We start from the raw sequence: 15,446 nt of genomic DNA on the forward strand, positions 1-15,446 counted from the left end.
GATGATCTTCGCGCCGGCCGGGCCGCGCTGTCGAGTTAACGCATGATCCTGGATCAGGGGAGGGTGAGCGCGAGCCCCATCGCGTTCGGCGCCCCCCATCCTGTCGGATAATCCCATCCCGCCTTGGGCAGTTTGTTGGGCGGCGTCGTGCCGTCCGGATCCGTCTGCGTGATGTCGCGGAACGACGCCTTGACGGCGGCGTTCGTGTAGAGGATCGAGTTCAGCCAGCCGGCCTGCGGCAGGTTGTTCGCCGCACGGTAATGGTTCACGACGGCCATGAGCCCGCCGAAGACCGGCGACGAGAACGACGTGCCGCCGTAGCCGGGCTCCCACTGGCCGAGATAGAAGACGTAGTAGCCCGCGTACTGCGAGGCGTGGACCGCGAGGTCCGACGTCGCTCGGCGCGGCGGCGCGTTGATCTCGACGTTCGTGACGTACGGCGCTTGCCACGTGGGCTGGAGGAACGTGAGCGAGTCGCCGCAGCCCGACGCGTACCAGTTCGTCTCGTACGCGAGCGTTCCGTTCGCGTTCCAGAAGAGCCGCGTGCCGCCGACGCCCGTGACGTACGGGCTCGCCGAGGGCGTGTCGATCTGCGCCGAGTCGCCCGTCGCGGCCACGACCGTGATGCCGAGCGCCGCCGCTTGCATCGCCGAGTCGTGGTACTGGATGCGCACCGGCGCCGGCTCGGAGTCCTCGCGATGCGCGAACGAGTCGGTGATGACCGAAACCTCGTTGCGGGCGATCGCCTCGTTGAACGTGTAGACCATCGACGTGTTGCGCGCGTCGTGGCCCGCGTAGACCATCAGCGTCGCCCCCGGCGCGAGCGCGCCGGCCCACTCCACGTCGAGCGTCGTCTCGATGTAACGCGTCGACGGCGGCTCCATCGTGTACGTCACGACCGGATCGTCGCGGATGATGCCGAAGGACTGCCAGAACGACTGCAGATCCTTGTAACGGAACATCGCGCCGACCGTGACGCCGAGCTTCATGCCCTGGCCGCGGTAGCCCATGCCGTAGAGCTGATCGACGCCGTACGCCTTGGCGATCTTCGCGGGCGACTGCCGGTTCGTCGGGACGGTCTGCGGCTGCACCACGATGCCGCCGCCCTCGGGCGTGAGCGGGGTCGTGGACGCTGCGAGATCGGCGGTGATCACGCCGCCGATCCGCTGCGCCACCCAGGTCGGCACCTTCAGCGGCTCGAGCGTGCCGTACACGTCGATCGGCGGGTTGCCCTGCTGCGGGTTCTCGCGCTCGAAGACGTGCAGCGTCGTCTGGAAGACCTCGTTGAACCTCGCGACCGTGCCCTGGAACTCGATGAGCAGACGGTTCGTCGCGACGAACGGCACCGTGAAGCCCTCGGATTCGAGCCAGATCTTGACGAGGTGCAGATCGATCTCGGGCGGCGCGTGCTGGGCCATCCACTCGTCGGCCGTCATGTAGTCCCGGAACATCGGGTGGCCCGGGTTGTAGATGTTCGCGATCGTCTCCTCGAGGACCGCCTTGTCCCGCATGGGGAAGGCGATCAGCGAGCGGAACTTTGCGTTCAGGTTGGCCGGGCCGAGGTCCATGTAGACGCCCGGCAGCGGGTTCGGGATGCCGTCGATGCTCGTCACGGGCGCGAGCTCGGCGTCCGTGAAATCGGGGAGCACGTCGGGCAATTCGCCTCCGTCCGGAACCTCGCTGCCGCCCGCGCCGCTCGACGAGCTCGAGCTGCTGGACGAGCTCGACGAGCTGCTGGACGAGCTCGAGGTCGACGTGCTCATGCCGCCCGCGCCAGCCTCGCCGCCGCCCGTGCCACCGATGCCGCCGGTCCCGCCTTGGCCACCGACGCCGCCGGTCCCGCCCTGGCCACCTTGACCACCCTGGCCACCTTGACCGCCCTGGCCACCTTGACCACCCTGGCCACCTTGACCGCCGATGCCGCCTTGGCCGCCTTGGGCGGTCCCGCCGGAGCCTGCGGTGCCGCCGGGAGGAGTCTCCCCGGAGCTTCCGCTGCAGCTGACTGCGGCGAACGCCGCGCCGTTGAAGAGGGCGAGCAGCGTGAGCACCCGCGCCGTGGTGGAAGGAAATCGCAAGGACAGCATGGTCAGCGATGCTCCCTCCATGGGAGAAAAAAATCCACCAATTCCGGGTGATGCGCAGCACGCGTCCAGGGCGGAGGGTCACTCAAATATCTGAAAAGAAAGCAATATTCGGACGCCGTCGAGAAATGGGCGCCTGGGCGTGGGCCCTGGTAGCATCGAGGACCGGGCTACGGTTCCGCCCACGCAACCAGGACTTTGAGGTATAAAGGCCACGCTGCGTGAGGACTGGAGACATCGAAGGCGAGGACTCCAGACCGCAGCGGAAAGGCCCGTAAGGGCAGCCCCGGGAGCATGCCGGTCGATTTTCCAGGATCGAGAAAGTGCAACGATCGACGTTTCCACAGCGAGACGGGTGAGCTCTGCCTGGCATCGGTCCGATGGCAGGAAAATTGCCGCACACGCTGAACCCGTACCCCCTCGATGCGAAGTTTCGCCCGACGCCTGCTCGAAGCACGCAAGATACCGAAGCCGTTCCGCGCCCCGCGGCCGATGGCCTTCGAGAAGGATCGATCGCGCCTCTCGAGCCGCGCCCGTCTCGAAGCGACGGCCATCCTCGTCGCCGGAATCACGGCCGCGATCGCGCCCCTCCGCGGCGCCGACGACGAGGCGCGTGAGCTCACCCTGCGCGCGATCGCAGGCCGGAGCCCCTCGTCGCACGTGCTCGTCGTGCATGCCTCGCCCGAGACGCTCGCCGAACGAGATTGCCTCGGCGAGCTCTCCGATCTCGTCGAAAAGGGCCACGCACGCGGCGTGCTCCTCGTGCCGCCGCTCGACGCCTTTTGTGTGAACCGCAAGCAACCGGCCGCGGAGACGCCCGCGTCGATCCAGACGCTCCCGCCAGGGATCGTGCGCGTCGGCGCGCAAGGCGCAGCCGTGGGCTTCACGGCCCCACCCGCGGATCGGCCGGCGCTCTCCGCGCTCGGGATCGCGGAGGCGCCGTGGATCGTGCCCGCGCCGGCCGAGAGCGTGCCCAAGGTCTCGCTCGCCGACGTCGTGGCCGGACGAACGCCGCCCTCCGTCGCCGCGGGGCGCGTGGTGATCGTCGCGCTCGACTCGCCGTTCGAGCCACGCGCGCGCGCCGCGGGCGCGCCCCAGATCTCGATGGGCACGCACGTGGCCTCCGCGCTCGGCGGTCTGCTCGACGGCGGCGCGAGGCGCGAGGCGCCGCGCTGGATCAGCGCGCTCGTCGCTGCGCTCTCGGTCTTGCTCCTCGCGTTCGTTCGAAGGGTCGCGTCGATCCGCGGCGCGCTGATCACGCTCGGCGTCTGCCTCCTCGCGACGATCCTCGGGCAAGGGATCCTCGCCGCCTCGATGGCGCGGGGCCTCCTGCCGACGGCGAGCATCGCCGCGGGCATCGTCGCGGGCGCGATCGTTGCGCTCTCGCTCGATCTTTCGGGCTGGCGACGCGCGGTCACGCGCACCTCGGATCTGCTCGGCCGCGAGGGCATCTTCCGCCGCGTGCAGACCGAGCCCGACGCGGTCTTCTGGCCCCGGCTCGGCCGCCTCGCGGGGCGCCTCTTCCCCTCCGACTTCGTGCTCGTCGCGGAGCTCCCGTCTTCGCAGTGGCACCTCAGGTTCTGGGACGACGGCGACGTCGGCGAGCACCTCATCGGCGAGCGTCGCCGCGACGTGCGCCGCAGGCCGTTCATCAATGAGCACGGCGTGGCCGCGCCCCACCTCGTGACGGATTTCCTCAAGAACCCCGGCGAGCCCTCGCTCGTCGTGCCGCTCATCGCGCTCGGCGAGACGGAAGGCTACGTGTTCCTGTGCGGCCCGAAGGCCGAGGCTGCGTTCGCCAAGGCGCCCGAGCGCGTCGAACGCCTCGCGCGCGAGCTTGCGCTCATCGCGCGCAGGCGCCGCCTCGGCAACGCGGGCGAGGGCGAGCCGATCTCGGGATCACGCCTGCTCGACGCGCCCTTGCCGCCGTCCGAGCGCCTCGTGCAACGCGCGGACGGCGCCGCGAAGGAGATCGCGACGTTCAGCGAGGTGCTGCGAAGCTCCCCGGTGGGCCTCTTTTACGCGGACGCGCTCGGCGACGTGCGGCTCGCGAGCCGCGAGCTCGGCCGCTGGCTCGGCGCGCGCGGCGTCTCCGTCCCGCCCGAGTCGGCCGACGGCGCGCTCCCGCCTGGATCGATCCACCTGAGCCAGATCCTCGTCGCGCTCACCGGCTGCACCGCCGAGGAGGCCGCGACGAGCATGGCCGAGGTGCTGCAGAGCGAGTCGGGTATCACGGGCCGCAGCCAGCCGGGCACGTCGCCGGCGTTCGTCCTGACGATCCGCGCGCTTCGGCAGAAGGCCGATGGATTCTCCTCGATCGTCGGATACGTCGCGTCGGTCGTCGAGCAGCCCGAGGACAAACCCACGAACGTCCGCGCGCTCGCGACGGCGCCGACGCACGATCCGCTGAGCGCGTTCCCGCTCTCGGAGGTGATCGCGCAGGCGGTGGCGGGCACGGCGCGGGCGACGGGGCGGCAGGTGAAGATCGAGCCGATGCGGGGCATGGGCCACGTGATCGGGCACAGGGCCGCGCTCGAACGGGCGCTCGAGGCGTTCATGGTCGAGGCGGCGGGTCAGTCGCCGTCGGCGCAGCCGCCGGTGATCTCGGTGCGGGAGACGAGCACCGCGGTCGAGCTCTCGATCCTCGATTGGAGCCTCGGCTTTGGCCTGCCCGAATCGGCGCTGCAGCGCGTGCTCATCGCGCCGGGCGCGGCGCCGCCGGGGCTCGAGGTGCTCGGGCGGCTCATCATGTCCATCGAGGACAGCCACGGCGCCGTGCAAATTCGCAGCGAGGATGGATGGGGTCTCACGCTGGTGGTGAGCCTGCTCCGGGCGAAACCTCGGGTGAAGGTGACGGTGGGCGAGGGGGGCGCGAGCGCGGTGGACAACGTCGTGGCGCTTGGTCGCAACACGGCGAAGTAGCCGGCGTTCTCTCGGCGTGGGGCGGACGACGCGCGTGTTTCGTCCGCGTCATCGCTCCCCCGTTGCGGTTCGCGGGTGACGTGTGTCATCGTCGGACTCATGCGCGTGGCCGTTTCTTTTTTGCTCATTGCTTGCCCGCTCGTGATCGCGGCCGGTTGTTTTGGCGGTGGGAGCATCGACGCTCCGCCGCCCGGACCGAGCGGATCAGGCGCGACGGGCGGCAGCGGCGGAACGGGCGGTGGCTCCAACGGTTGTCCCGACGACCCCGACACGCCGACCATGGTGAAGGTGCAGGCTCCTGTCGGGGGGAAATTTTACTGCATCGACAGCACCGAGGTTACGAACGCTCAGTACCTCGAGTGGGTGGTGTCGGGACCGATGGTGCAGCAGCCTATGGAATGCGAGTCGAACCTGACGTTTGCTCCGTCGGGCGCGCCGTCGCCGGACGACCGGCCAGTGGCCAACATCGACTGGTGTGACGCATTCGCATTCTGTGCCGCACACGGCAAGCGTCTTTGCGGCCAGATCGGCGGGGAGGCCCTGCCGTTCACCGAATCCGCCGGCGATCCTACGAAGAGCCAATGGCACAACGCCTGTACGGGTGGGGGCGCGAAGCTCCACCCCTACGCTGACGTGTACGATCCGACGAGCTGCAATGGCCAGGGTGCCGAGAAAGGTAAAGTCGTCCCGGTCAAGAGCCTGTCGACGTGCGAGGGTGGGTTCCCGGGGATCTTCGACATGAGCGGGAACGTGTGGGAGTGGGAAGATTCCTGCAACGATACGGAGGGCACCACGCCCGCGGAAAACCCCTGCCGGCGCCGCGGAGGCGGCTACACGAGCTCGGAGCACGACATGGATTGCTCTTCCGCGAGCACGACCTTGGCGCGCGGGTCCAGCAATGCGAACACCGGCTTCCGCTGCTGCGCCGACCTGCCCTGACCGCGGCGTCGCTCAGCCGATCCGGATCTTCTTCTTCAGCGCGGCGAGCTCGTCGTCGATCTCGGGGTTCGACGGTTTGCCGTCCTTCGAGATCGTCCCGCCGCCTTCGAGCTGCGCGAACTTCGATTCGAGCTCCATGTCGGACATCCCGCCGCTGCGGAGCGCGTCGTCGAGCTCGCGGGCGGCGGCCACCTCGGCGACCTTGCCTTCGATCTTGTCCTCCATGCGCCGGAACTCGGCGAACGCGCCGCCCGTGCTGCTGCGCGACCCGAGCCCCTCGGCGCCGCCGCCGGCCTTCGCCTGCTGAAGCTGCGAGGCGATCGTCCCCTTGCGCGCTTCGAGCTCCTGCTGCTTCTGCTCCATGCGTTCGAGCTCGCGCTTCATGTTCAGCGCGGCCGCGCGTTGCTCGGCGCGCAGCGCTTCGGCGCGGTCGCGCTCGGCGATGATGCGCTTCTTCTGCACGAGCGCCTCACGCGCGAGCGACTCGTCGCCGGCCTTCAGGGCGAGCTCGGCGCGCCGCTCCCACTTCGTCGTTTCGGCGTCGATCTCGTCGACCTTCTTGCGCAGCACCTTCTCGGCCGCTACCGCTTCGACCAGCTCCTTGCGGGCGGCGCGGATCTGGTCCTTCATCTCCTCGACGATCAAATCGACCGACTTTTTCGGGTCTTCCGCCTTGTCGAGGAGCGCGTTGACGTTGCTCGAGATGACCTTGCCCATCCGGTCGAAGATGCCCATGCGGCAAAGGTGCACCGGCGAGCGGCGGCTGTAAAGCGTGGGGCTTGGATCACCGAGCCGAGAGCGGGCGCGTCCAGGGCCGATGCACGGTGACGCGCCGAAAGCCGGCCGAGGCGTAAAGCGCCTCCGACGCGGCGTTCGTGGGCCTCGAGAACACGAGAGCCTCGGGCGCGCCGAGCCGGCGCAGCAGGTGGAGCCCCGCGAGGTTCACGGCCTTGGCGAGGCCCTTCTGCCGATGGTCCGGATGGGTCCCGACCGGCTCGAACTCGCCGATGCGGGCCACCGGATCCCACCAGACCATCGTGAATGCGGCGAACGATCCGTCTTTCGCCTCGACGACGAGATCCCTCTCGAAGGCGTAGAGGTCCCTGGTGACGAGCCGCTGGTACTTCTCGACCGTCATCCGCGAGGGCGCGAAGGCGGCGCGATGCACCTCCACCCGCGCCGGGATCTCGTCCTCGCCTCGGACGTGGCGAAGCGTGTAGCCGGGCGGGAGCACGGGCGCGGCGGGGCTCTCGGAAAGGGGCGCGATGAAGTGGCTGTACGAAGGTTCGTCGGCGGGCGTGAACCCGAGCGACCGGAGCTCTTCTCGCAGCCCGTGATCGGTGTCGAGGACGTGGGTCGTGAGGTGGCTCGGCGCCTCCGCGTGGGACACGATCCTCTCCGTCAGCCATTCGACGAGCTCGGCGACGACGGCGCGACGAGGCGCGGCCGGCAGGTCGGCCCGGAGATGACAGAGAAGCTCACCTGGTGGTTGAAACCCGCCCCAGGCGACGACGTCGCCGCCCGACTCCCATAACCGGATCCGCGTCGTCCAGTCGACTTCGAGCGGCGAGACCGTCATCCACCACGTGACGTCTCCCACGGTCATGTTTACGAATGGCCGCGCGAGAAGCCACGAGGCCGTGATCGTGCGCTGGAGAGCGTGCAGATCGGCAAGGCCGGCGTAGGGCCGAGAGGTGATGTGCATGGTCGGATCCGTGTGGCGACCATGAATGTGCGCCACCTTGCGGCCGGAGGAAAGACACTCCCCGCGCTCGGCTCCGCTTCACTTCGTCCCGTTGCTCCGAGCGCTTCTCACCACTTCTCGATCCACGGGCGCAGATCGAGCTCGAACGTCCACGCGTCGCGCGGCTGGTTGTGGAGGTGCCAGTAGTTTTCCGCGATGTGGTCCGGGTCGAGAATGCCGCCCTCGTCCTTCTTCGCGTAGATCGCGGGCATGTTGTCGCGGATGAAGGCGGTGTCGATCGCGCCGTCGACGATGACGTGCGCGACGTGAATGCCCCGCGGGCCGAGCTCCCGTGCCATGCTCTGCGCGAGGGCGCGCAGCGCGTGCTTCGCGCCGGCGAACGCCGCGAAATTCGCCGCGCCGCGCAGGCTCGCGGTCGCGCCCGTGAAGAGCATCGTACCGCGCCCACGCGCCACCATGCGCTTGGCCACCTCGCGCGCGGTCAGGAACCCGCCGAGGCAGGCCATCTCCCAGATCTTCATGTACTTGCGAGATGTCTCGTCGAGGATGCTGCAGGGGACGTTCGCGCCCACGTTGAACACGAAGACCTCGATCGGACCGATCTCGCGCTCGATGCGCTCGACCGTCGCGATGACCTCGTCTTCCTTGCGGGCATCGCACCCGATGGCGTGCGCCCGGCCGCCGGCCGCGGCGATGGCGTCGACGAGCGGCGCGAGCTTGTCCGCGTTGCGGCGCGTCGCGCACGTGACGAAGCCTCCCCGCGCGAAGCGGCGCGCGATGGCGCCGCCCGTCCCGTCGCCGGCGCCCACGATCCATGCCGCGGGATCGCTCCCGCCGCGCTCGTCGCTCGTCGCGCTCGTGTTCATAGGATGGGCATCATATGATGCACATCATCTGAAAGGCAAGGCCCCCCCGCCGTGGGCGACTAGAGCGCCGAACAGTTCGGCGCTCTGCGAGATCGCGAAGCGAGCTCGCCTCGGGGGGTGAATCGTCCGGGCTTTGCCCGGACGAGAGGGGGACGCGAGGCGTCCCCCTCGGGACGAAAGAAGCCTAGAACATCGATCGGTTGTCAAACCGATCGATGTTCTAGGCCGTCGTCTGAAGCGTCGTCGCGCCGCCCTCGGTGAGGGCCGCCTGAGCCGCGGCGAGCCGGGCGATCGGCACGCGCAGCGGCGAGCACGACACGTAGTCGAGCTTCACGCGCTCGAAGAAGCGGATCGAGGACGGGTCGCCGCCGTGCTCGCCGCACACCCCGAGCTCCAGGTTCGGCCGCGTCTTGCGGCCGCGCTCGCAGGCGATCGCCACGAGCTCGCCCACGCCTTCCGTGTCGAGGCTCGTGAACGGGTCTTTCGGCAGGATGGCCGCCTCGACGTAGGCCCCGAGGAACTTCCCGGCGTCGTCGCGCGAGATGCCCATCGTGGTCTGGGTCAGATCGTTCGTGCCGAAGCTGAAGAACTCGGCCTCCTCGGCGAGCTCCGAGGCGCGCAGGGCGGCGCGGGGCAGCTCGATCATCGTGCCGAACAGGTACGACACCGACCGACCCTTCTCGGCGAACACCTCGCTCGCCACCCGCTCGATCGTCGCCTTCGCCAGCGCGAGCTCCTTCCGCGTCATGGCCAGCGGGATCATGATCTCGAGCTTCGGGGGCGCTCCCTTCTCGGCCACGTCGCACGCGGCCTCGAAGATCGCGCGGGCTTGCATCTCGTTGATCTCGGGGAACGTCACGCCGAGGCGGCAGCCGCGGTGACCGAGCATCGGGTTCAGCTCGTGCAGCTCCTCCACCTTGCGCACGAGCTCCGCCGGACGGACCTTCATCGTCGCCGCCAGGTCCTCGATCTGCTTGCGCTCCTGCGGCAGGAACTCGTGCAGCGGCGGATCGAGCAGGCGGATCGTCACGGGCAGCCCCGCCATCTCCTGGAAGATCGCGGTGAAGTCCTCGCGCTGGTAGGGCAGGAGCTTCGCGAGCGCCGCTTTCCGCGCGTCCACGTCGCGGGCGAGGATCATTTCACGCACCGCGGCAATTCGTTTGTCGTCAAAGAACATGTGCTCGGTGCGGCAGAGACCGATTCCTTCGGCCCCGTACGAGCGTGCCGTCCGCGCGTCCGCGCCCGTGTCCGCGTTCGCCAGCACCTTCAGCCGCCGCGCCGTGTCGGCCCAGCGCATGAGCTCCTCGTACTCCGACGAGAGCGACGCCGGCGCCGTCGGGATCGCGCCTAGGTAGACCGATCCCGTCGCTCCATCGAGCGTGATCACGTCGCCGCCCTTCACGCTCACCGTGTCCGTGGGCCGACCGAGCTCGTCGTAGATCGTCACGGTCATCGTGGCCGTCTCGTAACTCACGGCGACCGCTGAACACCCCGCGACGCAGCACTTGCCCATGCCGCGCGCCACGACCGCCGCGTGGCTCGTCATGCCGCCGCGCGCCGTCAGAATGCCGTTCGCGGCCTTCATCCCGTGGATGTCCTCGGGCGACGTCTCGGCGCGCACGAGGATCACGGGCAGGCCTTGCGCGGCCTTTCGTTCCGCCTCGTCCGCGTGGAACACCACCTGCCCGCTCGCCGCGCCCGGGCTCGCCGGCAGGCCTCGCGCCAGAAGCGTCTTCGGCGCCTTCGGATCGATCGTCGGGTGCAGGAGCTGCTCGATCGACGCCGGGTCGACGCGCATCACCGCCTCGCGCTGATCGATGAGCCCCTCCTTCGCCATCTCCACGGCGATCCGCACGCCCGCGCGCCCCGTTCGTTTCCCGTTTCGCGTCTGGAGCAGATAAAGCCTGCCCGACTGCACGGTGAACTCGAGGTCCTGCATGTCGCGGAAGTGCTTCTCCAGCCGCTCCTGCGTACGCACGAGCTCCGCGTAGGCCTCGGGCATGCGCACCTCGAGCGAGCCTTCGTCGTTGCCTTGCCCCTTCGCGATGGGGTTCGGCGTGCGCACGCCGGCCACCACGTCCTCGCCTTGCGCGTTCGGTAGCCACTCGCCGAAGAAGCGCTTCTCGCCCGTCGACGGGTCTCGCGTGAAGGCCACGCCCGTGCCGGAGTCTTCGCCCAGGTTGCCGAAGACCATCGCTTGCACGTTGCACGCGGTGCCCCACGCCTCGGGGATGTCGTGCATCTTGCGGTACGTCTTGGCGCGATTGTTGTTCCAGCTCCGGAAGACCGCGACGATCGCGCCTTCGAGCTGCGCCCACGGATCGTCGGGGAACGGCGTCCCCGTCTCCTCCTGGACGATGCGGCGTTGCTCCTTCACGAGCGAGCGCAGCGTCTCCTCGTCGAACATCGAGTCGGGCAACTTGCGCTGGAGCTCGGCCACCGTGAGCCTCTGCGCCTCGACCATCCCGCGCGCGGCCGCGGCCTTGCGGCGGGCGATCTCCAGCGCGTCGTCGAAGCGCTTGCGGTGGATCCCGAGCACGACGTCCGCGTACGTCACGATGAACCTGCGGTAGGCGTCGAGGGCGAAGCGCGGGTTTTGCGTGCGCGCGCCGAGCCCGGCCACGATCGCCTCGTTCAGGCCGAGGTTCAGGATCGTGTCCATCATGCCGGGCATCGAGGCGCGCGCGCCGGAGCGGACGCTCACGAGCAGCGGGTTCTCGGGGTCGCCGAAGCGGGTGCCGACGATCTCTTCCACCCGACGGATGGCCGCGCGTGCCTCGTCGAGCAGGCCCTCCGGGATTCGCTCGCCGGAGGCGAAGAAGGCCGTGCAGACCTCAGTGGTGATCGTGAAGCCCGGCGGCACGGGGATCCCGAGCCGGGTCATTTCGTGCAGCCCTGCGCCCTTGCCGCCCAAGAGCGGCTTCTGGGTTCCGTCGCCGTCGGCCTGACCGCCCCCGAAGAAGTAGATGCGCTTCGCCATGGCGGCTTCTTCCATGGGTTGGGCTGTGAGCGCAAGCGAGATCTGAGAGGGTGTTTCCCAGGCATCGCGAGCGGCCCGAGGGTCACGGGCGAGCCTCGGCCAATCTGCCGACCTTGGCCGAGGGTCACGGGCGAGCCTCGGCCAATCTGCCGACCTTGGCCGAGGGTCACGGGCGAGCCTCGGCCAATCTGCCGACCTCGGGCGAGGGTCACGGGCGAGCCTCGGGCTATCTGCCGACCTCGGGCGAGGGTCACGGGCGAGCCTCGGGCTATCTGCCGACCTCGGGCGAGGGGCACGGGCGAGCCTCGGCGCATCTGCCGACCTTGGCCGAGGGTCACGGGCGAGCCTCGGCCTATCTGCCGACCTTGGCCGAGGGTCACGGGCGAGCCTCGGGGTGTCAATCGACCGAGCAGCAGAACGTGATGGGATCGGCGAGCTCGACCGTGCCCGTCGGCTCGACGGTGCCCGGCGGGCACGCGCCCGGCTCGGTGACCTCCGGCGTGGTGTACGTATAATAGGAGAAGGACGAGGTGCATTGATCGTCCGTCACGAGCGCGGACGTCGCAGTGGCGCACGCGTCGCTGTATCCTTGCACGGACGCGCTGCACTTGGCGTCCGCCGGCGCGCCGCACGTGCATTCGGTGCAAGCGCGCGTGTCGTTCACGCCCTCGTAATGGATGGCGCGGTCGGGATACCCGGGCGGGCAGGGGTGCTCGCCTCCGCGGACGACACAAATACGAAATGGCGTGACGGGCTCGGGCACGCAGAGCAGGCCGTCCTCGCAGACCCCGTCCGTCGACGCGCCGCCGCAGGCGCGAACGGCGCTTTGGGAGGATGGCTCGGGGAGCGTCGTCGTCGGCGCGGGCGTGCAGGGGCCCATGACCTCGTTGAAGTAAGCGTGGACCGAGTTCTGTTTGGGCGTCGAATCGAGGCACGTGTTCGGCGGCCCGGACGCCACGTCCAGACCGACAGGAGCGCCGCACGATTGATGGTAGAGCAGGAGGAGGTTGCCGCAATCGACGCTCGGCGCGCCGCACGAGCAGCCGCACGCCGCCGGCTCGGCGGCGATATCGTCGCGCACGTCGACGAGCAGCGTCGGAAAGCTCTCCGGGCACGCCGGGGAAGGGACGCCCGTGACGACGGCGGCCGGCGCGGACCATCCGTCCGGCGGCGGGACCGCGCAACGATGCGTCTCCGGGCAGGGGACGCTGCCGCCCGCGCCGCCCATCCCCCCTGCGCCGCCCGCGCCGCCTGCGCCGCCTGTGCCGCTCGTGTAGTCGCGTGCTTTCGGCGTGCAGGCGAGGACCCCGAAGAGAAGCACGGCCGAGGCGAGCCCGAGCCCCAGCGAATCCGGGCGCCACCGCGCTCGAACGTCACATCCGCTACGACTTTCCAGCACGCGGCGACGATACACCTGCGCGCAGCGACCAAGCAAGGGTCGGGCGCTCGCCACCTTCCGCTTTGGTGGAACCGTGCTCTTGACACATTTTTACATATTCGGACGCGAAGCGTATGATGTAGCAACCAGCCGATGAAATGCGCAGCCCCCATCTCTGCCCTCGTGGCCTCGGCCTCCCTGCTCTTCGGGGGGGTTGCGCGCGCTGACGAACCCCCGAAACCTGCGCCGGCTCCCCCTGCCGCACCTCCCCCCGCGGCGCCCGTCCTCGTCCCGCCTCGCCCGCTCGCCGCGCTCGAGGCTGCTTATCCGACCCAGCCGGGCCTCACGGGCGAAGCCGACGTCCTGCTCGACGTCACCGTCGCGGCGGATGGCAGCGTCAAAGAGGCGCGTGTCGTCTCCGGCGACGCGCCCTTCACGGAGGCCGCGTCCCGCGCCGCGCCGTCCTGGCGTTTCGAGCCGGCGACGCGCAACGGAAAACCCATCCCCGCGCGTATTCGTGTCCTCATCCACTTCACGCCCCCGGAGCCGCCTGCCGAGGAGGAGACCCCTCCCGCGCCCGAAGACGGCGCCGCGCCGAAGGACGGCGCACCCGGCAAAAAGCCGACCGCGACGCCGAAGCCGGCGGGCCCTGCGCCGATCGAGGTCCTTGCGCTCGGCGAACGCCGCGCCGTCGGGACCTCCTCGCTTGGCCGCGCCGAGGTCCGCGTCTTGCCAGGCGCATTCGGTGATCCCTTCCGCGCCATCGAATCCCTCCCCGGCGTCACGCCCATCTTCTCGGGTTTGCCTTTTTTTTACATTCGCGGCGCGCCCCCCGGCAACGTCGGGTATTTCCTCGACAACGTCCGCGTCCCTTATCTGTATCACCTCGCCCTCGGCCCCTCGGTCGTCAATCCGGCGATCGTGGACCGGGTCGACCTCTATCCCGGCGGCTACCCTGCGCAATTCGGTCGTTATGCCGGCGGCATCGTCGCCGGCGAGACGACCAAGCCGAAGAGCGAGCTCCACGGCGAGGCGAACATCCGGGTCTTCGACGCCGGCGCCATGGTCGAGACCCCGATCGGCGATCGCGCCACCGTCATGGCGGGCGGCCGATTCTCGTATACCGCGGCCGCGCTCTCCCTGCTCGCGCCCGGAACCACCCTCAATTATTGGGACTATCAGGCACGCGCGACCTTCGACGTCACGCCCACGGATCGCCTCACCCTCTTCGCATTCGGCGCCCACGATTACCTTGGCGCCGAGCTCGACGGCGTCGAGCAGGGCCTCTTCGACGTCCAGTTCCACCGGATCGACCTCCGCTACGACAAGGACGTCAGCCCTCGCACGCGCCTTCGCCAGGCCATCTCGTTCGGCTACGACCGCACGGCCGTCGGTGGCCAGGAGGGCATTTTCGCGCGCGATTTCCTCTTCTCGACGCGGAGCCAGATCCTTCACCGCCGTAGCGAATCCGTGCTCATCCGGGCCGGCGTCGACGCGAACTTCGATTATTACGACCTCGTCGCGGGCACGGACGACGACGACGGCCGCGATCTCCAGACGTTCCTCGACCAGTTTTTCCCGCCGCGCCAGGACACCGCGGTCGGGTTTTACGCGGACGCCGTCCTCGACGCGGGCCGCGGCGTCGAATTCACCCCCGGCGCGCGTGTCGACCTCTGGGGCTCGGGCGGCGTCACCGCGATCAGCGCCGATGTCCGGCTCGCGATGAAGGTCCCCATCGCGCCCCGATTCAAGCTCGTCTCCGCGATGGGCCTCGCCCACCAGCCGCCCGGGTTCGTCTTGCCTGTCCCCGGCCTCACCATCGGGAAGCTCGCCGGCGGCTTGCAGCGCAGCGTCCAGTCGAGCACGGGCCTCGACGTGAAATTGCCGTTCGGCTTCGAGGCGACGGGCACGTTTTTCCTCAATGGCTTTTTCAACATGGCCGACGCGCTCGATTCGGTTGGCCGGGCGAACGGCGGCGGAGGAGGAGGTCCCGGCGGCCCCGGCGGAGGACCCGGCGGCCCTGGAGGCCCCGGAGGCCCCGGCGGGCCGCCGACCGACGAGGAGGACGACGATGACGACGACGCGAACGTGATCACCGATCGATCCCTCGGCACCGCCGTGGGGCTCGAGATCTACATCCGCCGCAAGCTCACGGAGCGGCTCGGCGGATACATCGCTTATACGCTCTCCCGCTCGTCGCGGAGCATCGGCTTCTCCTCGGGCCCGGCGCAATTCGATCGCACCCACGTCCTGAATGGCGCGATCTCCTGGGACGCCGGCAAGGGCTGGCGCCTCGGCTCGCGTGTCGTTTTCTACACGGGTTTACCCATCGCGGCCGAGACCGCCGCGATCTGGGGCAAGAGCCGCACCGATCCCTTCTTCCGTATCGACGCGCGCATCGAAAAGCGCTGGGACCTGAAAAAGCGCGGCTGGGTCTCGCTCGTGATCGAGATGCTCAACGCGACGCTCAGCAAGGAGCAAACCGGCGTCAGTTGCGGCTCCACCGAATGCGAGGCCCAGGAGATCGGACCGGTCACCGTGCCGAGCATCGGCGTCGAGGGCGGGCTTTAGCGGC

Annotated in this window: 9 protein-coding genes; 3 read left to right on the forward strand and 6 right to left on the reverse strand. The window is 69.3% G+C overall.

Going from position 1 to position 15,446, the window contains the following annotated elements; genetic code table 11:
* Window positions 1-53: 53 nt before the first annotated feature.
* Complete coding sequence (locus tag KEG57_RS20275; protein WP_272458696.1) at window positions 54-2,084, reverse strand: S53 family peptidase; 2,031 nt, start codon at window positions 2,082-2,084, stop codon at window positions 54-56.
* A 420-nt stretch (window positions 2,085-2,504) separates the two neighbouring features.
* Between KEG57_RS20275 and KEG57_RS20280 the strand changes: the two genes are divergently transcribed.
* Window positions 2,505-5,003, forward strand: coding sequence for a hypothetical protein (locus KEG57_RS20280; protein WP_272458697.1), 2,499 nt, complete (start codon window positions 2,505-2,507; stop codon window positions 5,001-5,003).
* 105 nt (window positions 5,004-5,108) lie between these two features.
* Window positions 5,109-5,942, forward strand: coding sequence for a formylglycine-generating enzyme family protein (locus KEG57_RS20285; protein ID WP_272458698.1), 834 nt, complete (start codon window positions 5,109-5,111; stop codon window positions 5,940-5,942).
* Between the two features lie 12 nt (window positions 5,943-5,954).
* Here KEG57_RS20285 and KEG57_RS20290 read toward each other — a convergent pair whose 3' ends face one another.
* From KEG57_RS20290 to KEG57_RS20310, 5 genes are all read right to left on the reverse strand, one after another.
* Entirely contained in the window at window positions 5,955-6,677 is a 723-nt protein-coding gene (locus tag KEG57_RS20290; protein WP_272426927.1) for a PspA/IM30 family protein, read from the reverse strand.
* 49 nt (window positions 6,678-6,726) lie between these two features.
* Window positions 6,727-7,647, reverse strand: coding sequence for a GNAT family N-acetyltransferase (locus tag KEG57_RS20295; protein ID WP_272426926.1), 921 nt, complete (start codon window positions 7,645-7,647; stop codon window positions 6,727-6,729).
* A gap of 107 nt (window positions 7,648-7,754) precedes the next feature.
* On the reverse strand, window positions 7,755-8,513 hold the full coding sequence (locus tag KEG57_RS20300) for an SDR family oxidoreductase (protein WP_272426925.1): 759 nt from the start codon (window positions 8,511-8,513) through the stop codon (window positions 7,755-7,757).
* A 220-nt stretch (window positions 8,514-8,733) separates the two neighbouring features.
* Complete coding sequence (gene ppdK, locus KEG57_RS20305) at window positions 8,734-11,493, reverse strand: pyruvate, phosphate dikinase (protein WP_272421292.1); 2,760 nt, start codon at window positions 11,491-11,493, stop codon at window positions 8,734-8,736.
* A 397-nt stretch (window positions 11,494-11,890) separates the two neighbouring features.
* On the reverse strand, window positions 11,891-12,892 hold the full coding sequence (locus KEG57_RS20310) for a hypothetical protein (RefSeq protein WP_272421291.1): 1,002 nt from the start codon (window positions 12,890-12,892) through the stop codon (window positions 11,891-11,893).
* A 132-nt stretch (window positions 12,893-13,024) separates the two neighbouring features.
* Between KEG57_RS20310 and KEG57_RS20315 the strand changes: the two genes are divergently transcribed.
* On the forward strand, window positions 13,025-15,442 hold the full coding sequence (locus tag KEG57_RS20315) for a TonB family protein (protein WP_272421290.1): 2,418 nt from the start codon (window positions 13,025-13,027) through the stop codon (window positions 15,440-15,442).
* Window positions 15,443-15,446 lie beyond the last annotated feature (4 nt).

The organism is Polyangium jinanense (genome assembly GCF_028435365.1).